The sequence below is a fragment of the Rathayibacter sp. AY2B3 genome (assembly GCF_002931755.1).
Taxonomy (GTDB): Bacteria; Actinomycetota; Actinomycetes; order Actinomycetales; family Microbacteriaceae; genus Rathayibacter.
Genome location: NZ_PSUG01000040.1, coordinates 1 through 17,741 on the forward strand (window position 1 = coordinate 1; position 17,741 = coordinate 17,741).

Consider the following 17,741-nt stretch of genomic DNA (forward strand, 5'->3'; position numbering starts at 1 on the left):
ACCACCGGGTCGCAGCCGCCGAGCCGCTCGACCAGCTCGCGCTGAGCGGGATCGGTCGTGGTCAGCTGCATCGCGATCGCCCGAGCGACCGCGGTGACCTTGATCGAGTGCGTGAGCCGATTGTGCACGACCTGCCCGACGCCCGAGGGCGAGATGACCTGGGTCACCGCGGAGAGGCGGGCGAAGTACGGCGAGAAGCGGATCCGCTCGAGGTCGACGCGGTACTCGGGGTACTCCTCGCCGGTGGCGAACCGGTCGACCGGCTCGGGGATGCGCCGGTCGCGGCGGTGGTCGTGCGGGGCCGAGGCCCGCGGGGCCGTCGTCTCGGAAAGTGCCGGCTCGCTCATGGCTTCACCCTAATCAGGGGCGCGGGGGCGGAGGCGCGCGTCACGCGGGACTCTCGCGCGGGGCGACGGCGAGGTGCACGGCCGCAGCGACGACCGCGCCGACGACGTAGGCGGCGATGTCGAGCCAGGAGAAGGTGGCGCCGACGACGAGGCGGAGCGGCGCCCACAGCTCGACCAGGCGCGACGCGACTCCGATCGCCTGCAGCTGCTCCATCGCGATCGACCAGGCCAGCGCGATCCCGGCAGCCGTCACGCCCGGGATGCGGGGCAGGAGCACCGCGATCAGCAGCGCCACCAGCACGACGTAGGCCACTCCGCCGGCGAGGTCCGCGAGCAGCCCCGTCAGCACGAACCGCAGCGCCAGGCCCAGGCCGAGCACGGCGACGGCCGCGATCGCGAAGCGGAGCCGCACCCTCACCGGGCACGCTCCTCGAGGGCGCGCTGGAGGCGGTCGAGAGCGAGGAGGAACGTGCGGTCGTCGGCCACGCGCCAGCCGAGGGCGGCCGGTGCGGCGACGACCAGGGGCACGAGGACGGTGCGCGGGCGCCGCCTGGCCGCTCGGAGGACGGCGGAGGCGGGCGGCGGGGCGAGGACCGCCAGGACCAGCGCACGGACCCGGTGGGCTCCCGAGGGCGAGGTGCCGACGCCCACCGAGACGATCCGGTCCCATCCGGCGATGCGCAGGGCGTCCGCGTGCTCGGCGGCGAGCTCGAGTCCGTCGCGGCCGACGGCGAGCACCGCGGCGGCGGCGGCCGGAGCGGCGGAGGCGGGTGCCGCGATCCGGCGCAGCGCCCGGTCGAGCTCGGGAGTGCGCAGGACGGCGAACCCCTCGGTGACCGCGGCGAGCGCCGCCAGCCGGCGCTGCCGCTCCGGGGCGGCCTGGCGGACCCGGGCCCGGACGGCGGCCGGGGCGGGCAGGGGCGCGGCGAGCAGCGCGGTCGGCTCGAACCGCGTGCGCGGGGGCAGCGGGACCGTCGGCGGCGTGCGCGGCGGGGGCTCGCCCCAGTGCGGCGTCGATGCGGGATCCATGCGCCCCTCCCTCCTCGCGCGGCTCCGAGCCGCCCCTGAGATCATCCCTCCTCCGCCCTCCCGCCTTGCCGAGAGCGCCCGGCGGGCTTACGATGGAGTACCCCCCGGGGGTATGCCGTGACGGGCGTGCCGACCGGACGCCCACCGGGCCGATCGATCGGATCGGACCGGACGCACGACACAGGAGGACCCATGAGCACCAGGATCGACCTCGGCCTGACCGCGAGCGGATCGACGGGAGGCTGCGGCTGCGGCGGAGGCGGCGCCTGCGCGTGCGGCGGCCACGGAGGCGCTGACCGCTCCGACTCCGGCCACGCGGCGCAGGGCTCCCTGTCGGCCGCGTCCGTGCAGAGCTTCGGCGTCGCGGGCATGACGTGCGAGCACTGCGTCCGCAGCGTCACCGAGGAGCTCGCCGCCTACCCCGAGGTCTCGGCGGTCGACGTGTCGCTCGCCCCCGACGGGGTCTCGACCGTCACGGTCGGCTCCTCCCGGCCGCTCGGCCGCGAGGAGATCGCCGCCGCCGTCGCCGACGCGGGCTACCGCCTCGCTCCCCTGAGCTGAGATGCCCGAGACCACCGGCACCCCGCTCGAGCTCGCCATCGGAGGGATGACCTGCGCCTCCTGCGTCGCGCGGGTCGAGAAGCGCCTCGACGCGCTCCCCGGCGTCCACGCGACCGTCAACCTCGCCCTCGAGCGCGCGACGCTGACCCTCCCGCCCGGCACGACTCCGGCCGACGCGATCGCCGCCGTCGAGGCCGCGGGCTACCGCGCGACGGTCCCCTCCACCGGCGAGGCGGCTCCCGCGGAGGAGCAGGAGGAGCAGGAGGAGCAGAGCGACGACGACCGCGAGCGGCGCGCCCTGCGCACCCGGCTCCGCGTCTCCGCCCTGCTCGCCGTGCCGGTGGTCCTGCTCTCGATGATCCCGCCGCTGCAGTTCGCGAACTGGCAGTGGCTCGCCCTCGCCCTCGCCTCACCGGTCGCGGTCTGGGGCGCGCTCCCCTTCCACCGCAACGCCTGGCGGGCGCTGCGGCACGGCTCGACCACCATGGACACCCTGATCAGCCTGGGCGTCAACGCCTCCTTCGCCTGGTCGGTCTGGGCTCTGTTCCTCGGCGACGCCGGGCGGCCCGGCATGAGCATGCCCTTCGAGCTGCTGGGCAGCCGCTCCGGCCACGACGAGATCTATCTCGAGGTCGCCGCCGCCGTCCCCGTCCTCGTGCTGGCCGGCCGCTACCTGGAGGCGCGGTCGAAGCGCGACGCCGGTGCGGCGCTCCGGGCGCTCCTCCGCCTCGGCGCGAAGGACGCCGTGCGCGTCGCCGCCGACGGACAGGAGGAGCGCGTGCCCGCGTCCTCGCTCGCCGTCGGCGATGTCCTCCGCGTGCGCCCCGGCGAGACCGTCGCCGCCGACGGCACCGTGCTCGAGGGCTCGAGCGCGATCGACGCGAGCATGCTCACCGGCGAGAGCGTGCCGGTCGAGGTCGGCCCCGGCTCTACCGTGACCGGCGGAGTGCTCAACGCGCACGGCCTGCTCACCGTCCGCGTCGACCGCGTCGGCTCCGCGACCACGCTCGCGCGGATGGGCCGCCTCGTCTCGGACGCCCAGGCCGGCAAGGCGCGCGTCCAGCGGCTCGCCGACCGCGTCTCCTCCGTCTTCGTGCCGGTCGTGGTGGTGCTCGCTCTGGCCACCCTCGCCGGCTGGCTGATCGCCGGCGCCGACCTCGCCGCCGCCGTCTCGCCCGCCGTCGCCGTCCTCGTCGTCGCGTGCCCGTGCGCGCTGGGCCTGGCCACCCCGACCGCCGTCCTCGTCGGCACCGGCCGCGGATCCCAGCTCGGGATCCTCCTCCGCGGGCCGGAGGTGCTCGAGGCCGGGCGCCGCATCGACACCGTCGTGCTCGACAAGACCGGCACGCTCACCACCGGCGCCTTCCAGGTCGTCGAGTCCAGCGACGACGAGAGTCTGCGGATGCTCGCCGCCGTCGAGCGCGGGTCGGAGCATCCGCTCGCCGCGGCGATCGTGGCCGGGGCCGCGCACCTCGACGTCCCCGAGGCGACCGGGTTCCGCTCCAGCACCGGGTTCGGCGTGCGTGCCCGGGTCGAGGGCCGCCTGGTCGTCGCCGGCCGGCTGCGCTGGCTGGAGGAGCAGTGGGGCTTCGCGCCGGGCGCTCTCGCCGAGCGCGCCGAGCGCGCGACCGCCGAGGGCGGCACCGTGGTCGGCGTCGGCTGGGAGGGAGCGCTGCGCGGCTTCGCGGTCCTCCGCGACGAGCCGAGGCCGGAGGCGTCCTGCACCGTCCGCGCCCTGCGCGAGCGGGGCCTCCGGGTCCTGGTGCTGACCGGCGACAACCCGCGTGCGGCACAGGCCGTCGCCTCGGCCGTCGGCATCGACGAGGTCGTCGCCGAGGTGCTGCCGGAGGAGAAGCTCGCCGTGATCGAGCGGCTGCGGGCGGAGGGCCGGCACGTCGCCTTCGTCGGCGACGGCGTGAACGACGCCGCAGCGCTGGCCGCCGCCGACGTGGGGATCGCGATGGGCGCCGGATCGGACGCGGCGATCGAGGCGAGCGACATCACGCTCGTCGGCGACGACCTCGGCCGGGTGCCCGACGCCCTGCGCCTCGGGCGCCGCACCCTCGCGGTCATCCGGGGCAACCTCTTCTGGGCCTTCGCCTACAACGTGGCCGCGATCCCGCTCGCGATGGCCGGACTCCTCGGGCCGCTGGTCGCCGGCGCCGCGATGGCGTTCTCGAGCGTCTTCGTGGTGCTGAACAGCCTGCGGCTGCGCTCGTTCCGCTGAGTCCCGCTGGGCCGTCCGACGTCGCCTCCCGGCGCTCTTGACGGCCCGCCCGCGGATCGCGAGGGTGAGCGCATGAGCCTCTTCATCAGCTGCCCGGTCGACGACGTCGAGCGCGCCACCGCCTTCTACACCGCGCTCGGCTGGACGCTGAACGCCGAGATGTCCCGCGAGGACGTGTCCTGCTTCGCGATCAGCTCCGACACGTCGGTCATGCTCGCGAGCCGCGCGATGTACGAGAGCGTCGGCGCCACCGAGGAGCTGATCGGCGCCCCCGGCACCCCCTCGAAGGTGACCGTCTCGTTCGACCTCGACAGCCGTGAGGCCGTCGACGAGCTCGTCGAGCGGGCCGCCGCCGCGGGCGGCCGGATCGGCGACACCGACGACTACCCGTTCATGTACCAGCGCCAGTTCGACGACCTCGACGGGTACCACTACTCCCCGTTCTGGATGAAGCCGGGCGGCGACGCGAAGGAGTGACGGAGCGGCTCCGCGTGGCGCAGGCGGTGCGACAGGGCCGGGAAGGTCCTTCCGCGTGGCGCAGGCGGTGCGAATTGCCGGGGGGTCACTCCGCGTGGCGCAGGCGGTGCCGCCGGACCGCGGCCCGGTTCGCGCAGCGGACGGAGCAGTACCGCTGCCGGCCGTTCCGCGTCACGTCGACGACGACGTTCCTGCAGTGGTCTCCCGGCGCCCGACCGGCCTCGCACCGCAGGAGGCGGCTCATCCCCCGGGTCGTCAGGTGCAGCGCCGTGCCCACCGCGATGACGGCGTGGAGGACGTGCGCCAGCGACTGGTCCTGGTCGCGGTAGTGCAGGTGCCAGCCCTCGTCGTCGTGGTCGGTCAGGCGCGGGTACGCGGCGATCGCGGCCATCTGGCGGTTCAGCGACGTCGCCCGGTCGCTCGGAGTCGGCGCGTCGACCACGTCCAGCCACTCGTCGATCACGTCGCGTGTCCTGGCGTGGTCGTCCGGGCCGGACTCGAAGGCCATCGTCATGCCGAAATCGCGCGTTCGCGCCTCGATGCCCTCGCGGTCGGACGGCCAGTCGTTCGCGAGGGAGGCGGCGAGCAGGACCGCGTACTCGCCGTAAGGGTTGAGCTGCATAAGACCATGACAGCACAGTGGCCTCATGCTCACCTCCTCCCCCTCCCCTCGTCCCGGCACGGCGCCCGCCGTGGATCCGCACGAGCACGGCTGGACGACCGAGTCGGCGCACCGGACCAGCGAGGGCGCCGTCGTGTACATCCGCTGCGTCGACTGCGGAGTGCGCCGCGTGGACGTGCGGACCGGCCACCAGGATCCGCCGACCGCTCTCAGCCGCGTGCTGCCGGCGTCCGAACGGCTGCACCCGGAGTGGAGCAGCGGGAGGATGAGGGGATGATCGCCGACCTGACCCTCCCCCGCGACGCCGGCCCCGGGGAGAGGAGCCTCCTCCTCCGGCGGGCGGTCCTCGACGACCTCCCCGCGCTCGTCCGGCTCCTCTCCGACGACCCGATCAGCGCCGGGCGCGGAGACGTCGCCGCCGAGGAGGACGAGGCCGCCGACGAGTCCGCCTTCCGGAGCATCGCGCAGGACCCGGGCAACGACCTCGTGGTCGCGGTGGACGGCGCCGGAGCCGTGGTGGGCACGCTGCAGCTGACCGTGATCCCCGGAATGGCGCGCCGCGGCAGCTCCCGCTTGCTCGTCGAAGCGGTCCGGGTGGCGAGCGCCGAGCGGTCGGCGGGGATCGGCACGGCCCTGATGCGCTGGGTGCTGGACGTCGCTGCGATCGAGCTCCGCACGCCGCTCGTCCAGCTGACCTCGGACGCCGCCCGCGCCGACGCCCACCGCTTCTCCGTGCGCCTGGGCTTCGTCGACTCGCACGTGGGCTTCCAGCGCCGCGTCGAGCTGCCGGGCTCGTAGCGGCGGCGCGGGCAGCCCGTCCGGACGCCTGATCGGCGTGTCCCCGCGAGCACGGCCGGCCCGGGAGTGGACGCCCCGAGCGGAGGCCCGGACGGCGCCGCTCGCCTCTCCCGGGCCGACGTGATTGGCTGGGCCGATGAGAACCGAGACCCGCCAGGGCGTCCCCCTCCTGCTCGTCGACGACGACGGGGCCGCGCTCTCGACCCCGGACGATGCGATCGCACTGATCGGCGAGACCTACGGGAGCGACGTCGAGACGATCGTGGTGCCCGTCGGCCGGCTGGACCCCGAGTTCCTCCGCCTGCGCTCCGGGATCGCCGGGGAGTTCGTGCAGAAGTCCGTGTCGTACGGCAAGCGGCTGGTGATCCTCGGCGACGTCAGCGGACCGGTGGCGGAGTCGAGCGCGCTGCAGGCCTTCGTCGTCGAGTCGAACCGCGGCGACCACCTCTGGTTCGCGGCCGACCTCGAGGCGCTCGACGCCCGCCTCCGCAGCTCCGGCACTGCGACCGAGCCCGGCGCCGACGGCGGAGTGGAGCCGACGCCCGGCCCCGCCCGCTGATGCCCCTGCTCCAGCCCGGCCCCGACGGCGCTCCGCCGGAGGTCGACGGTCCGGTCCGCCTCCTCCTGCTCGCCGACACGCACCTCCCGAAGCGGGCGAAGGCCCTCCCGGACGAGGTGTGGCGCGCGGTCGACGAGGCCGACCTGGTCGTGCACGCGGGCGACTGGGTCGACGAGGCGACGCTGGACGCGCTGGAGGAGCGGGCGGCGCTCCTGCTGGCAGTGTGGGGCAACAACGATCCGGAGCCGCTACGCGCCCGCCTGCCCGAGGTCGCGCGCGCCCGCATCGCCGGCCTCGACGTCCGCGTGGTCCATGAGACCGGAGCGGCGACCGGCCGCGAGATCCGCGCCGACGCCGCCCATCCGGGCGCGGACGTGCTCGTCTTCGGGCACAGCCACATCCCCTGGGACACCGTCTCTCCGGCGGGTCTCCGCCTGCTCAACCCGGGCTCCCCGACGGATCGGCGGCGCCGGCCGGCCTGCACCTTCCTGACCGCCACGGCGGACGACGGCGCCCTGCGGGACGTGCACCTGAACGCCCTGCCAGTGAGGGCGCGAACGGTTCCCGGCCGCGGCGCAAGGGGGTCACAGAGCATTTAGGTCGGCCTAAGCTCACCTGGATGAGCAGCTCACACGACCACCCCGACTCCGCGCACCTGCGCCCGGAGGGTCTCGACGACGCCACCGTGGCGGCGCTCGGGAAGCTCTCGGAGGCGCTCGAGACCGTCGAGCACGCCCGCGGTCTGCTCTACGGCTTCCACCGGCTCACCGGCGCGGCCGACCTCGCTCTGGGCGAGGCCGTCGACGCGCTGCGCGAGGCAGGCCACGCCGCGACCGCCGAGCGGATCGAGGCCGAGCTCGTCGGCCGCAACGTCATCGAGGGGCGCTGGACCTTCCAGATCGTCGAGGACTACGACGACACCTACTACGCCGCGTTCCGCGAGCAGGAGCGCGCCGCGCGCGACGAGCTCGCCGGCGGACGCCGCCACCTCTTCGAGTCCGAGATGAAGGAGGACCGCCGCTCCGGCGGCCGCCGCCACCACGAGTCGCGCCCGGAGGCGGGCTCGTGAACGCCGTCATCCGGATGCACGCCTCGTCGCTGCGGGTCAAGGCGGTCACGCCGGGCCGCGGCGGACGCGGCACTCCCCCCGAGCCCGAGGCGACCATGCGGCGCACCACGCTCAGCATCGACGGCCGCCGCTTCCTCCTCGCCGTCTCCCTCGACACCGAGGAGCTCGAGAAGCGCCTGGTCGAGGCCGTGCGCAACCGCGGCGACATGGTGAGCTTCACGGTCGCCGGCGAGCGCGAGGTCTGCGTGCTGGTCTCGCCCGGCGTCGCGGTCATCCTCGAGCACGAGGACGTTCCGGTCGAAGATCCGGACGTGGAGGACGCGCCGATCCTGTACGACGACGTCGAGTACCTGACCTGATCCGTCCGGGTCGTTCCGGTCCGCGACACCCGGCGCGGCCTCTCAGCCCGGGTCGTCCGTCCGCTCAGACCGCTCCGGTGCTCGCCCAGAGGTGGAACGCCGCGTGCGCCCGGTGCGGCCGCCACGCCTGCGACGCCGCCTCCGCCTCCGCCGTGCTCACCCGGCCGAGCGCCTTCCGCAGCACCAGGTCGCCGGCGGGGAACGCGTCCGGATCGCCGAGGAAGCGGAGCGCGAGGTAGTCGGCCGTCCACGGCCCGATGCCCGGGATCGCGAGGAGCGCGCGCCGCTGCTCCGGCAGGTCGCCCGCGCGGTCGAGCACGGGCCCGGCGGCGAAGGCCTCGGCGACGGCGCGCACCGTCCGCGCTCGGGCGTTGGTGATCCCGATCGCCGAGCGCAGCGCCTCGAACTCCGGAGCGAGCAGGGCGGCGGGTGCCGGGAACGCCAGCAGACCGCGCTCGCCCGGGGAGCCGAAGGCCGTGGCTGTCCGCCCGCCGAAGGTCCGGGCCGCGGCGACCGACACCTGCTGGCCGAGGACCGCCATGACCGCCGCCTCGAACGCCTCCGGGTACTGCGTCGCCCGCAGCCCCGGACGGGCTGCGACGGAGCGGGCGAGCAGCGGGTCCCGCGAGAGCTCGGCGCCGATCGCCACCACGTCGGAGTCGAGGTCGAACCAGGCGCGGACGACCGCCGCCGCCGCCGTCAGCACGTCCGGCTCCGCCTCCACCCGCAGCCCGGTCTCCGTCACCTCGAGTGCGATCGGCCGCGGCGCCCCGGCGAGGGTGAGCAGGCGCTCCAGCCGCCGGCCGTCGGCCGAGACCCGCTCCACTCCGGGGAGGGCGTGGTTGCGGAGGAGGCTCGCGGCGCCGGCGGAGTCGAAGGGCCCGAGGGCCGGCAGATCGAGGGAGGACGTCTCGTTCAGGGGAGCAGCACCATCTTGCCGCGCGCGCGGCCCGACTCGACGAGGGCGAGCGCGGCGGCCGCCTCGGTCAGCGCGAAGGAGGGCCCGAGCACGACCTCGAGCTCCCCGCGACCGGCGCGCTCGAGCAGGCCCGCCCGGGCGGCGTCGCGGAGTGCGGTTCCGGGATCCGCTCCCGGTCCGCCGCCGAGCATCAGGATCCCGCCGAGGCGGGCCGCGTGCTCGAAGCCGGCGACGGTGGCGATGCGCGAGCGGTCGGCGACGAGCGCCACGGAGGCGTCCAGCGCCTCATCGGTGCCCGCCGTGTCCAGCGCGACGTCGACGCCGCCGGGAGCGACGGCACGCACGCGCTCCTCCAGCCCGGCGCCGTAGCGGAGCGGCTCCGCGCCGAAGCGGCGGACGACCTCCTCGCCGCGCTCGCTCGTGGTGCCCAGCACCCGCGCTCCGCGGGCGACCGCGAGCTGCACGGCGAGCGAGCCGACTGCTCCGCTCGCCCCATGCACCAGGACAGTGTCCCCGGACCGGACGCGGGTGGCCTCGACGAGGTGCTCGGCGGTCGTCCCGGCCAGCAGCAGGCCCGAGGCCGCCGCCCAGCCGAGTCCGGCGGGCTTGGGCAGGACCGCGCTCGCGGGCGCGACCAGCTCGGCGGAGTAGCCGCCGGAGACCCGGAACGCCACGACCTCGTCGCCGACGCGGATCGGGCCGAGCAGTCCCTCGGCTCCCTCGCCGACCGCGGTCACGACTCCGGCGATCTCGCTGCCCGGCCGGACCGGCACCCGCCCGCGCCCGAACATCCCGCGCAGGAGCTTCGCGTCGGCCGGGTTCACGCCCGCGGCGCGCACCGCGATCCGCACCCTGCCGGGGCCCGGCTCCCCCGGATCGACCTCGACGGCGCGCAGCGCCTCCGGCCCGTCGAATCCCTCGGCCTGCATCGCGACGACCATGAGCCCGCCTCCCGTTCCCGGGCGCCCGCGCGCCCGAGCGCGACGCTAGCAGCAGCACCCGGCCCCGGACCCCCTGCGGAGAGCGCGGCCTCCGGCCGAGAACGCGCGTTCTGGTACCGCCTACCATGGAGGGATGTCCCCGATCCTCGACGAGCGCCCTCCCCGCGAGGCGATCCTCTCGGCCGCCGACCGGCTCTACTACGAGCGCGGCATCCAGTCCGTCGGGATGGACGAGCTCCGCACGGCCGCGGGCGTCTCGCTGAAGCGCCTCTACTCGGAGTTCCCGAGCAAGGAGTCGGTGGTCGTCGCCGTGCTGCACGGCCGGCACGAGCAGTGGACCCTCGGCGTGACCACCCGGGTCGCCGCGGCGGACGGACCCCGCGACAAGCTGCTCGCGATCTACGACTTCCTGTTCGACTGGTTCTCCGAGGACTCGTTCCGCGGCTGCGGCTTCATCAACGCCTTCGGAGAGCTCGGCTCGTCGAACCCGATGGTCGCCGAGATGGCGCGCGACCACAAGGAGTCGTTCCAGCGCTTCCTCGCGACCCTCGCGGGGGAGGCGGGAGGCGGCGCCGAGCTCGCCGCGCAGCTCGCGATCCTCGCCGAGGGCGCTCAGACCACCGCGGCCATCGCCGGAACCCCCGAAGCCGCCCTGCACGCGCGCCGCGCCGCCGAGATCCTCATCGACGCGGAGACGCGCCCCGTCTGAGGCGCCTCGCGAAGGGGGCTAGGCCTCGCCGCCCCCGGGCGGGCCGATCACCAGCAGCGCCGCGAAGACCACGGCGACCAGGGCCAGCACCAGCGCTCCGGCGAGCACGGGCCGCGCGAGCGCCCAGCGGAGGAGCCGGCTCGTCACGCGCCGGTCGCGCGGGTCGTCGGTGGCGTGCGTCCGCCAGGGCCCCTCCAGCAGACCGCGGCGCTCGAAGCCGCGCTCCAGCGGGACCGTCGCGTAGGGCACGACCGCACTGACGACGGCGAGCGCCGTCGCGCCCGCCGACCACCGCTGGTTGACCGCGAGCACCAGGGCCGCGGCTCCGTAGGCGAGGAACGCGAACCCGTGGATCGGCCCGGCGACGCTCACCGGCCAGTCGCCGGCTCCGGCCGCGTACTTCAGCAGCATCCCGACGATCAGGAGCGTCCAGGTCACCGCCTCGACGATCGACAGCAGGCGGAAGAGGCGGCGCGGGCTCATGGAACGGCTCCGTTCGGTCCGCGGCGACGCGGCTCGGGGTCGGTCGAGGGTCGCCGGGAGCCTACGGGAGCGCGGTCGCGAAGAAGCTGAGCGGCGCGTGAGCCGGCAGGCCTCAGCCCAGCGCGCCGGTGAGCGAGAGGGCCGACACCGCTCCGACCACGCCTGCGACGACGAGCGCGAGCGTGCCGGTCACTCCGCTGCGGGGGGCGGACGCCGCGGGTCCGACGGCCAGGCGCACCCAGAGACGGCGCGCCACGTCCTCGGCGGAGGGGCGGTCGGCGGGGTCGAGAGCGGTCATCGCGGTGAGGAGCTCGCGCCACTCCGCCGGGACCGACTCGGGGACGACGGGCGCGTGGTGGAGGCGCTGGATCGAGATCTCGAGCGTCGTGCCGGTGTAGGCCCTGCGGCCCGAGACGGCCTCGAGCAGGACCAGCCCGAGCGAGTAGACGTCGGAGGCCGGTCCGACCGGGCCGGAGCCGAGGCTCTCGGGACTGAGGTACGCGGCAGTGCCGACCAGCACGTCGGAGCGGGTCAGCCGGGCGTCGTCGACCGAGCGGGCGATCCCGAAGTCGCTGAGCTTGGCCTCGTGCGCGGAGAAGCCGGATGCGGTGGCGCGCGAGCGGACGAGGACGTTCTCGGGCTTCACGTCGCGGTGCAGGACGCCCTGCGCGTGCAGGTGCGCGAGAGCATCGGCCACCTGGGCGCCGACCTCCGCGATGAGCTGCTGGTCGCCGGAGCCGAACCAGTCGGCCGCCGGGTCGCTGCGGTCGAAGTACTCGAGGACGAGGAACGCGAGGTCGCCTTCCTCGCCGGGGATCTCGCCCTGGTCGAGGACGTCCACCACTGAGGCGTGGCGCGAGTCGATCAGGAAGCGGACCTCGCGCTCGCGGCGCGCCCGCTCGTTGGGGGTGTCCGGCACGTCGCGGTGGACCTTGACAGCGACCTGGCGGGCGAGGCGGAGGTCGCGGGCGCGGTAGACGACGGCGCTGCCGCCCTCCCCCACCCGCTCGAGCACGAGGTAGCGAGCGGCCAGAGTGGAGCCGACCAGCGGGTCCACGGCGTCGGCGGGGAGCGGCTGCAGGCGGTCGAGTTCGTCCAGCACGGTCAGCTCCCTTCGCGAATGAGTCTCTAGCTCGTCTAACTAGTAGTCCCTTCGTAGTGGTCGGGCGCCCTTCCGAGCAAGCACCCCGGGGGAGGTTGGCTTGACTAGATGTTCTTGCTACGAGACTGTCTAGACTGTTCGGCATGGACGAGGTCACGCTGAAGCGACCCGGGGCCTTCTGGTTCTCGGGTGAGGCGACCGAGCCCGGAGCGGTGGAGGTCCTCGCCGCGATGCGCGCCTTCCGCACGGCGGAGGCCGCGATGCGCCGCCGGACCCGCGGATCCATGGGCATGGGCGAGAACGACCTGCTGGCCGTGCAGTTCCTCATGCGCCGGCAGCAGAAGGGCGTGCACGTCAGCCCGAAGGACCTGGCCTCCTACCTCGGCATCTCCTCCGCCTCGACGACCGTGCTCATCGACCGCCTGGTCAAGAGCGGGCACGTCCTCCGCGAGCCGCACCCGAGCGACCGCCGCGCCATCCGCATCGTCGCCACCCCCACCTCCCACCGCGAGGTGCGCGAGACGCTCGACGAGATGCACCGCCGCATGCTCGAGGCCGCCGAGACGCTCAGCCCCTCCGAGGCCGGGACCGTCGTCCGCTTCCTGCAGACGATGCGCGACATCGTCGAGCGCCCGGCCGACTCCGAGACGGCCGACGCCGCTCAGGAGCTCGCGGGCGAGCCGATCGGCGAGTACGCCGACGGCGTGCTGGAGCAGCGCCGCGCCTGACCGGCGTCGGCCGTGCGTCCCCGGGAGTTCACTCCGAGGGTCTTCTGCCGCGCCCCGGATCCGACGGAGAATCGAGGCGTCCGGCGGCGATGGACAGAAAACGCAGTCCGCGACGTAAATAGCTAGCTCAACTAGTAGGAAGTCTTTCTAGCGATATAGAGTGACGGACGTCAGCCACTCGCATGTCAGATCGGAGCACACCATGGGCAACATCCTGTACGGCACTCCCCCCGCAGCCATCGAGGTCGAGGACCGCGCCCTCGCCCACCTCCAGATCGTCATCATCAACAAGTTCCGTCGCGACGAGCGATTCCTGCTCACCCTCGACGCGAGCCCCCAGGCCGGCACCGGCCGCCGCGGCGTGTGGATGCACCCGACCATCCCGATCCAGTTCGAGTTCAAGGGCAGCCGCCAGCCCACGATCAACCCGGAGTGGGTCGAGGCCCTCATGGAGCGCGCCAACAGCGGCGCCGGCCTCCGCATCGTGCCCGAGCCGACGAGCAACGCCGCCGTCCCGCTGCGCCGCGCCGAGCCCGCCGCCTGATCCGCCGCGCCGGAGCCGCCCCGATCACGTTCCGCCGCTGCACCGCCGACACGACCCGCCTCCCCGCTGGGGGGCGGGTTCCGTCGTCTCCGGGCCTGAGAACTCCGGGAGCGCGCGTGCAAGTGGTTGACATTCCGCGCCACGGTCAGGGTCGCAGTCCTACACTGCTCGTGCGGCACGGGGTCGTTCCGGCGGGCTCGTCCCTGCTGTCGCACGCATGACCGGCCGCCGGCCGCTCGGGCCCCCCTCTCGAGCGACCGGCGGACGGCTGCGCGGCGCACCCGAAGCGCCGTCCGCGAGGTCCGCCGGAACCAGGAGCGGCCAGATGACCCACGGCACGAACAGCCTCACCACCACCGTCGACGAGGTGCGCCCGGGCGACCTCTTCTGCGCCGTCGTCTCCCACGAGACCGAGCAGTGGCGCGTCGTCGCCGTCCTCGGCATCCGCGTCCTCGCCGAGCGGGTCTCCGGAGGAGACCGCCGCAGCTTCACCCTCCACTTCGTGCGCCACCAGCTGTCGCCGGACGTGCTCATCGCGAGGGGCGCCGCAGCGACGGCCTCTCCGGACTCCCGCCGCTAGAGCGCCGCCGTCGCCACAGCGGGCCGCACCAGCCGGGCGAAGAGGCGGTCGAACACGACCCGTCGATCGAACTGCAGGGCGTACTCCCGAGCGGCTGCCGCGCGGCGTGCGCGGTCGTCGGCGCTGAGCTCGAGGACGGCGTGGTCGAGGAGCGCGGCGATCGTGTCCGGGCTGTCGACCGGGGTCACGAAGGCGTGCTCGCCGATCGCCTCGCCGATGCCGCCGGTCAGCGTGGTGATGATCGGCCCGCCACCGGCGAGCATCTTCTCGGCCAGCGCGATGCCGAAGGTCTCGACGAACTCGGGCCGCGGCTTGCTGGGCAGCACGAACGCCGCGCATCCCGCCATCAGGTAGGGCTTCTCCGCGTCGCCGACGTCGTCGAGGAAGCGGATGCGGTGCGCCAGCGGCGAGGCGGCCGCGATGCGGCGCAGCTCCGCCTCCTGCGGACCGCGACCCGCGATGACGAGCTCGTGGCGCTCGTGGACGGCACTGCGCTCGTAGCCGGTGATGAGGTCCTCCACGCCCTTCGCCTCGGTCAGCCGGGAGAGGAAGAGGACGTACCCGTCGGTCCGGAGTCCGCGCGCCCGCACGACCTCCTCGACGACGCCGGGATCGAGATCGAGGTAGGCGTCCGCGTCGATCGCCGGGTAGGAGACGGCGATGCGCTCCCGGCACTGCGGGGCGAAGCGGGTTCCGTGGGCCGCGTCGACGCGCTCCGCCTCCTCGATGATCAGGTCGCGCGTGTACTCCGAGACGGCGACGCAGTGGTCCTGCGAGAGGTAGGAGGAGAGGATGTGCGCGGCGGCGCCCAGGCGGCCCTCCTCCACCGCTCGACGGACCACGTTGGTGACGTCGGAGCCGACGGCCTCCGCGATCGTCGTGACGTCGACCGGGAGGCCTGTGCTCCACGCGGCACGGAGGGCGTCGGCCACGACGAGCGTGTGCGGGCTCAGGTAGAGCGAGAGGCACACGGTCGGGACGCCGTCCGTGAAGAGCTCGATCAGGCGCCCGGTCATCCCGGCCAGCCAGCGGCCGTCCGGGACCTTGTAGTCGCCCACGGGCTCCGGACGCTCCACCACGATGCCGTCGCTGTAGGGCAGCACGGCGTCGAGCGGCTTGAGCGGGAGGCCGGCGGCCTCGAGCCGGTCGATGGGCCAGGTGACGATGCGGACCTCGTCGAACCCGCGCTCCCGGGCGGTCTCGGCGAGGTTGCGCGCCTCGACGGAGTGCCCGCAGATCACCGGATCGGCGCGGACGACGATGACGAGTCTGTTCTGCACGGTGCTCGCGTGCGTGCTCTGGTCCATGGGTCTCCTTCAGGGGTCGTCGGTCGGGTGCGGCGGCGGAGGCCGGACGCGGAGGTGGTCGCGGAGGAGGTGGTCGCGGGCCGTCAGGGCCGGCGGGCCGGCCACGAGGGCGGGCGGTGCTCGGGCAGGGTCCCCCAGTCGGAGGGCTCCGGGCCGAGGTGCAGGAGCAGCTCGCCGCCGCGGTGGAGGGCGGCCGCGGTCAGGACGCTCGCCGTCAGGGGCGCCCCGTCGAACTCGGCCGACTGCACGTACTGGACCGGCCCGCCCGGCCCGGGTTCGACGAAGCCGGTGGTCCGGATCTCGAGGTCCGCCCCTCCGATCGCCACCGAGGCGCGCGCGAAGCTCGGCGCATTGATCAGCACCAGGCCCTGCCCGGCGACGGGGAACAGCCCGAGGCTCGCCCACACGTACCAGGAGCTGAGGCCCCCGGAGTCATCGTTCCCGGGCAGGCCGCCCCGGCCCGGTCCGAACCGCTGGTGCAGCACGCCGTGCACGATCTCGGCGGTCCGGTCGGGCCTGCCCGCGTAGTGGTACGCCCACGGCGAGTCCATGTCGGGCTCGTTGTTGAGCCCCTCGAAGCGTCCGAGCTCGGCTCCCGCGAGCATCTCGCTCCGCTCGGGGCGCAGCCCGGGCTGGACGACCGGCTCGGCGCCGAAGCCGAAGAACTCGTCCAGCTGGTTGACGAAGCCCTCGTCTCCTCCGCTCAGGGCGATGCGCCCGGCCATGTCGTGCAGCAGGCGGAAGGAGTAGTTGTGCCGGGTGCCCTCGTAGTACGTCGAATCCTTGAGCAGGCCGGAGCGCAGGTCGAACGCGTTCACCCACTGCGCGGCGCGCTCCTCCAGCTGCTCCGCGAGCTCCAGGTCGCCGACATGGCGGGCCACGACGGCGGTGCACCAGTAGCCGTGAGCCAGGTCGAGCGTGTGGCTGATCGGATGCGCCTCCCCCGCGGCGAGGAACTCCTCCCCGTACATCCGCTTGAGGTCCTCGCTCATGTGCACGAGAGCGGCGTCCCAGTCGATCCCGGGCAGCCCCAGCCGGCAGAGGTCGGCGAGGAAAGTGTGCGCGAGGGCGCTGCCCTGGCGCGAGAAGCGGTCGCTGCCCTTGGCCATCCGGTAGCCGATCGGGAAGTTGCCCTCCTCCTCGCAGATGGTCAGGAGCGCCGCCGCGATCTCGACCGCGCGGTCGGGCAGGAGCATCGTGAGCAGAGGGAGCTGGGTGCGGTAGATGTCCCACATCGTGCTGATGTCGAAGACGAAGGGCCCGTCCGTCGGCCAGAAGGGGCTCTCGGAGGGCGCGAGGCACGGCTTGATGAGCGAGTGGTAGAGCGCGGTCGAGAAGACCGTCTCCCGCTCGGCGGACGGGGTGTCGACCGCGATCGTGCGCAGGCGCTTGCGCCACGTCTTGCGGGTGCGATCGCGGCGCTGGTCGAATCCGGTGCCCGCGGGAGGCACGTCGCGGTGCAGGTTCTCGCGGGCGCGGTCGGTGCCGCGCAGCGAGAAGCCCATCCGGAGCTCGACGGTCTGCCCGGCCGTGCTGGGTCCCGCCCACATCAGCCCGAAGGGGCGCAGCGTGGTGGGACGGATGTGGTCGAAATCGAGCCTGGTCCCGCCGGGCATCAGCCGACGGTCGTACCAGAGCATCTGGCGCCACTGCAGGGCGTCGCACTCCAGGTGCACCGCGAGCGGCGCTCCCTCCATCACGACCTCGCCGGCCGCGACCCCGGGCGAGATCGAGTGCAGCTGCGCCCGCAGCGGGACCGTCGCTCCGCTCGGGATCGCCAGACCCCCGAGAGAGAGGTCGACCACCACGCGGGCGCTGCGATGCTCCGGGAAGGTGTAGCGGTGCACGACGGAGGCGGGCCCGACGGTGAGCTCGGCCCGCACGCCGGAGGAGAGGGTCGCGGCGTAGTAGCCGGGCTCCGCCACCTCGTCCTCGAGAGCCCAGCTGCGGCCGAGCTCGTCGAGCGGCTCGAGCATCGGCGTGACCCGCAGGTAGTTGTAGTACTTGCGGATCGCGCCGGTGCCGGACTGCTGGAAGTGGGTGAAGCCGCTCGCCTCGAGACCGTCGTGGAGCGTCGGCGGGACGCCCTCGAGCGCCAGGTCGTAGCGGCCGTACCCGGTCGGGTAGGCGCCCGAGTACGAGCACGCGGACACCATGCCGAGGGGGTACGTGGCACCGGGGTGCGTGTTGCCGATCTGCGGCTTCGGCGACCACCACGTCGCCGCGAGCCCGGTCGGCTCCGGGAGCGCGGTCGCCTCCGTCCCCAGGAACGGGTCCACCCGCTCGATCATCCGCTCGCCGCCATGCCGTGACGCTAGGCACGGCGGGGAGACGAGGGGTGTCGGCCGGGTGTCCGGCGGACGACGGAGCGGCGACGGAT

Annotated in this window: 22 protein-coding genes and 1 pseudogene; 13 read left to right on the top strand and 10 right to left on the bottom strand. The window is 74.3% G+C overall.

The annotated features are described in order from the left end of the window. From C5C24_RS18455 to C5C24_RS18040, 3 genes and pseudogenes are all read right to left on the bottom strand, one after another. Window positions 1-347, bottom strand: a pseudogene (locus tag C5C24_RS18455) (phosphodiesterase); the annotation flags it as partial. 40 nt (window positions 348-387) lie between these two features. Next, window positions 388-765 carry a DUF2809 domain-containing protein gene (locus C5C24_RS18035; RefSeq protein WP_181135535.1) on the bottom strand — a complete coding sequence of 126 codons (378 nt, stop codon included), beginning with the start codon at window positions 763-765 and terminating at the stop codon, window positions 388-390. After that, the gene (locus tag C5C24_RS18040; RefSeq protein WP_181135536.1) at window positions 762-1,376 is read right to left on the bottom strand and encodes a hypothetical protein; all 615 of its coding nucleotides are present in this window, start codon (window positions 1,374-1,376) and stop codon (window positions 762-764) included. The genes C5C24_RS18035 and C5C24_RS18040 overlap by 4 nt, the downstream gene beginning before the upstream one ends. A gap of 192 nt (window positions 1,377-1,568) precedes the next feature. Here C5C24_RS18040 and C5C24_RS18460 point away from each other — a divergent pair, with 192 nt between their 5' ends. The 3 genes from C5C24_RS18460 (at window position 1,569) to C5C24_RS13215 (ending at window position 4,641) form a co-directional block, all read left to right on the top strand. Continuing rightward, entirely contained in the window at window positions 1,569-1,937 is a 369-nt protein-coding gene (locus C5C24_RS18460) for a heavy-metal-associated domain-containing protein (RefSeq protein WP_104276617.1), read from the top strand. Between the two features lies 1 nt (window position 1,938). Beyond that, the gene (locus tag C5C24_RS13210; RefSeq protein ID WP_104305180.1) at window positions 1,939-4,164 is read left to right on the top strand and encodes a cation-translocating P-type ATPase; all 2,226 of its coding nucleotides are present in this window, start codon (window positions 1,939-1,941) and stop codon (window positions 4,162-4,164) included. A gap of 72 nt (window positions 4,165-4,236) precedes the next feature. Continuing rightward, on the top strand, window positions 4,237-4,641 hold the full coding sequence (locus C5C24_RS13215; protein WP_104305181.1) for a VOC family protein: 405 nt from the start codon (window positions 4,237-4,239) through the stop codon (window positions 4,639-4,641). Window positions 4,642-4,726: 85 nt separating this feature from the next. Here C5C24_RS13215 and C5C24_RS13220 read toward each other — a convergent pair whose 3' ends face one another. Continuing rightward, window positions 4,727-5,263: a CGNR zinc finger domain-containing protein gene (locus tag C5C24_RS13220; protein ID WP_104276614.1), complete on the bottom strand. Its 537-nt coding sequence runs from the start codon at window positions 5,261-5,263 to the stop codon at window positions 4,727-4,729. A gap of 25 nt (window positions 5,264-5,288) precedes the next feature. On the opposite strand from C5C24_RS13220, the gene C5C24_RS13225 reads away from it, so the two are divergent. From C5C24_RS13225 to C5C24_RS13250, 6 genes are all read left to right on the top strand, one after another. Further along, complete coding sequence (locus C5C24_RS13225) at window positions 5,289-5,540, top strand: hypothetical protein (protein WP_104276613.1); 252 nt, start codon at window positions 5,289-5,291, stop codon at window positions 5,538-5,540. Then, window positions 5,537-6,061, top strand: coding sequence for a GNAT family N-acetyltransferase (locus C5C24_RS13230; protein ID WP_104305182.1), 525 nt, complete (start codon window positions 5,537-5,539; stop codon window positions 6,059-6,061). Before C5C24_RS13225 ends, C5C24_RS13230 begins: the two co-directional genes overlap by 4 nt. A gap of 136 nt (window positions 6,062-6,197) precedes the next feature. Continuing rightward, window positions 6,198-6,620: a DUF4180 domain-containing protein gene (locus C5C24_RS13235; protein WP_104276611.1), complete on the top strand. Its 423-nt coding sequence runs from the start codon at window positions 6,198-6,200 to the stop codon at window positions 6,618-6,620. After that, a complete protein-coding gene (locus tag C5C24_RS13240; RefSeq protein WP_104305183.1) occupies window positions 6,620-7,219 on the top strand; it encodes a metallophosphoesterase in 600 nt (199 codons plus the stop codon). Before C5C24_RS13235 ends, C5C24_RS13240 begins: the two co-directional genes overlap by 1 nt. Before the next feature lie 20 nt (window positions 7,220-7,239). Next, the gene (locus tag C5C24_RS13245) at window positions 7,240-7,689 is read left to right on the top strand and encodes a hypothetical protein (protein WP_104224173.1); all 450 of its coding nucleotides are present in this window, start codon (window positions 7,240-7,242) and stop codon (window positions 7,687-7,689) included. Beyond that, window positions 7,686-8,048, top strand: coding sequence for a hypothetical protein (locus C5C24_RS13250; protein WP_104280964.1), 363 nt, complete (start codon window positions 7,686-7,688; stop codon window positions 8,046-8,048). Before C5C24_RS13245 ends, C5C24_RS13250 begins: the two co-directional genes overlap by 4 nt. A gap of 64 nt (window positions 8,049-8,112) precedes the next feature. Here C5C24_RS13250 and C5C24_RS13255 read toward each other — a convergent pair whose 3' ends face one another. Beyond that, window positions 8,113-8,967, bottom strand: coding sequence for an AlkA N-terminal domain-containing protein (locus C5C24_RS13255; RefSeq protein WP_308470834.1), 855 nt, complete (start codon window positions 8,965-8,967; stop codon window positions 8,113-8,115). After that, complete coding sequence (locus C5C24_RS13260; RefSeq protein ID WP_258065243.1) at window positions 8,964-9,908, bottom strand: NADP-dependent oxidoreductase; 945 nt, start codon at window positions 9,906-9,908, stop codon at window positions 8,964-8,966. The genes C5C24_RS13255 and C5C24_RS13260 overlap by 4 nt, the downstream gene beginning before the upstream one ends. A gap of 133 nt (window positions 9,909-10,041) precedes the next feature. Here C5C24_RS13260 and C5C24_RS13265 point away from each other — a divergent pair, with 133 nt between their 5' ends. Beyond that, complete coding sequence (locus C5C24_RS13265) at window positions 10,042-10,617, top strand: TetR/AcrR family transcriptional regulator (RefSeq protein WP_104305184.1); 576 nt, start codon at window positions 10,042-10,044, stop codon at window positions 10,615-10,617. A gap of 18 nt (window positions 10,618-10,635) precedes the next feature. On the opposite strand, the gene C5C24_RS13270 is transcribed toward C5C24_RS13265, so the two are convergent. Together C5C24_RS13270 and C5C24_RS13275 are read right to left on the bottom strand one after the other, a co-directional pair. Continuing rightward, window positions 10,636-11,100 carry a DUF3817 domain-containing protein gene (locus C5C24_RS13270; protein ID WP_104276605.1) on the bottom strand — a complete coding sequence of 155 codons (465 nt, stop codon included), beginning with the start codon at window positions 11,098-11,100 and terminating at the stop codon, window positions 10,636-10,638. Window positions 11,101-11,212: 112 nt separating this feature from the next. Further along, complete coding sequence (locus C5C24_RS13275) at window positions 11,213-12,202, bottom strand: serine/threonine-protein kinase (RefSeq protein ID WP_181135537.1); 990 nt, start codon at window positions 12,200-12,202, stop codon at window positions 11,213-11,215. 143 nt (window positions 12,203-12,345) lie between these two features. Between C5C24_RS13275 and C5C24_RS13280 the strand changes: the two genes are divergently transcribed. The 3 genes from C5C24_RS13280 (at window position 12,346) to C5C24_RS13290 (ending at window position 14,054) form a co-directional block, all read left to right on the top strand. Further along, on the top strand, window positions 12,346-12,930 hold the full coding sequence (locus C5C24_RS13280) for a MarR family winged helix-turn-helix transcriptional regulator (RefSeq protein ID WP_104276603.1): 585 nt from the start codon (window positions 12,346-12,348) through the stop codon (window positions 12,928-12,930). Window positions 12,931-13,132: 202 nt separating this feature from the next. Beyond that, a complete protein-coding gene (locus C5C24_RS13285) occupies window positions 13,133-13,474 on the top strand; it encodes an ATP-dependent DNA ligase (RefSeq protein WP_104224199.1) in 342 nt (113 codons plus the stop codon). Between the two features lie 325 nt (window positions 13,475-13,799). Further along, the gene (locus C5C24_RS13290; RefSeq protein ID WP_104276602.1) at window positions 13,800-14,054 is read left to right on the top strand and encodes a hypothetical protein; all 255 of its coding nucleotides are present in this window, start codon (window positions 13,800-13,802) and stop codon (window positions 14,052-14,054) included. On the opposite strand, the gene C5C24_RS13295 is transcribed toward C5C24_RS13290, so the two are convergent. Further along, window positions 14,051-15,361, bottom strand: a complete 1,311-nt coding sequence (locus tag C5C24_RS13295; RefSeq protein WP_104280961.1) for a glycosyltransferase — start codon at window positions 15,359-15,361, stop codon at window positions 14,051-14,053. The genes C5C24_RS13290 and C5C24_RS13295 overlap by 4 nt on opposite strands. A gap of 83 nt (window positions 15,362-15,444) precedes the next feature. Then, window positions 15,445-17,640: a glycoside hydrolase domain-containing protein gene (locus C5C24_RS13300; protein WP_258065244.1), complete on the bottom strand. Its 2,196-nt coding sequence runs from the start codon at window positions 17,638-17,640 to the stop codon at window positions 15,445-15,447. Window positions 17,641-17,741 lie beyond the last annotated feature (101 nt).

What these genes read in the sequence shown, in the direction of transcription:
- C5C24_RS13230 (WP_104305182.1), top strand. Translation starts at nt 5,537, where the DNA reads ATGATCGCCGACCTGACCCTCCCCCGCGACGCCGGCCCCGGGGAGAGG.
- C5C24_RS13280 (WP_104276603.1), top strand. Translation starts at nt 12,346, where the DNA reads ATGGACGAGGTCACGCTGAAGCGACCCGGGGCCTTCTGGTTCTCGGGT.
- C5C24_RS13235 (WP_104276611.1), top strand. Translation starts at nt 6,198, where the DNA reads ATGAGAACCGAGACCCGCCAGGGCGTCCCCCTCCTGCTCGTCGACGAC.
- C5C24_RS13225 (WP_104276613.1), top strand. Translation starts at nt 5,289, where the DNA reads ATGCTCACCTCCTCCCCCTCCCCTCGTCCCGGCACGGCGCCCGCCGTG.
- C5C24_RS13285 (WP_104224199.1), top strand. Translation starts at nt 13,133, where the DNA reads ATGGGCAACATCCTGTACGGCACTCCCCCCGCAGCCATCGAGGTCGAG.
- C5C24_RS13265 (WP_104305184.1), top strand. Translation starts at nt 10,042, where the DNA reads ATGTCCCCGATCCTCGACGAGCGCCCTCCCCGCGAGGCGATCCTCTCG.
- C5C24_RS13245 (WP_104224173.1), top strand. Translation starts at nt 7,240, where the DNA reads ATGAGCAGCTCACACGACCACCCCGACTCCGCGCACCTGCGCCCGGAG.
- C5C24_RS13210 (WP_104305180.1), top strand. Translation starts at nt 1,939, where the DNA reads ATGCCCGAGACCACCGGCACCCCGCTCGAGCTCGCCATCGGAGGGATG.
- C5C24_RS13290 (WP_104276602.1), top strand. Translation starts at nt 13,800, where the DNA reads ATGACCCACGGCACGAACAGCCTCACCACCACCGTCGACGAGGTGCGC.
- C5C24_RS13295 (WP_104280961.1), bottom strand. Translation starts at nt 15,361, where the DNA reads ATGGACCAGAGCACGCACGCGAGCACCGTGCAGAACAGACTCGTCATC.
- C5C24_RS13240 (WP_104305183.1), top strand. Translation starts at nt 6,620, where the DNA reads ATGCCCCTGCTCCAGCCCGGCCCCGACGGCGCTCCGCCGGAGGTCGAC.
- C5C24_RS18040 (WP_181135536.1), bottom strand. Translation starts at nt 1,376, where the DNA reads ATGGATCCCGCATCGACGCCGCACTGGGGCGAGCCCCCGCCGCGCACG.
- C5C24_RS13220 (WP_104276614.1), bottom strand. Translation starts at nt 5,263, where the DNA reads ATGCAGCTCAACCCTTACGGCGAGTACGCGGTCCTGCTCGCCGCCTCC.
- C5C24_RS13260 (WP_258065243.1), bottom strand. Translation starts at nt 9,908, where the DNA reads ATGGTCGTCGCGATGCAGGCCGAGGGATTCGACGGGCCGGAGGCGCTG.
- C5C24_RS13215 (WP_104305181.1), top strand. Translation starts at nt 4,237, where the DNA reads ATGAGCCTCTTCATCAGCTGCCCGGTCGACGACGTCGAGCGCGCCACC.
- C5C24_RS18460 (WP_104276617.1), top strand. Translation starts at nt 1,569, where the DNA reads ATGAGCACCAGGATCGACCTCGGCCTGACCGCGAGCGGATCGACGGGA.
- C5C24_RS13270 (WP_104276605.1), bottom strand. Translation starts at nt 11,100, where the DNA reads ATGAGCCCGCGCCGCCTCTTCCGCCTGCTGTCGATCGTCGAGGCGGTG.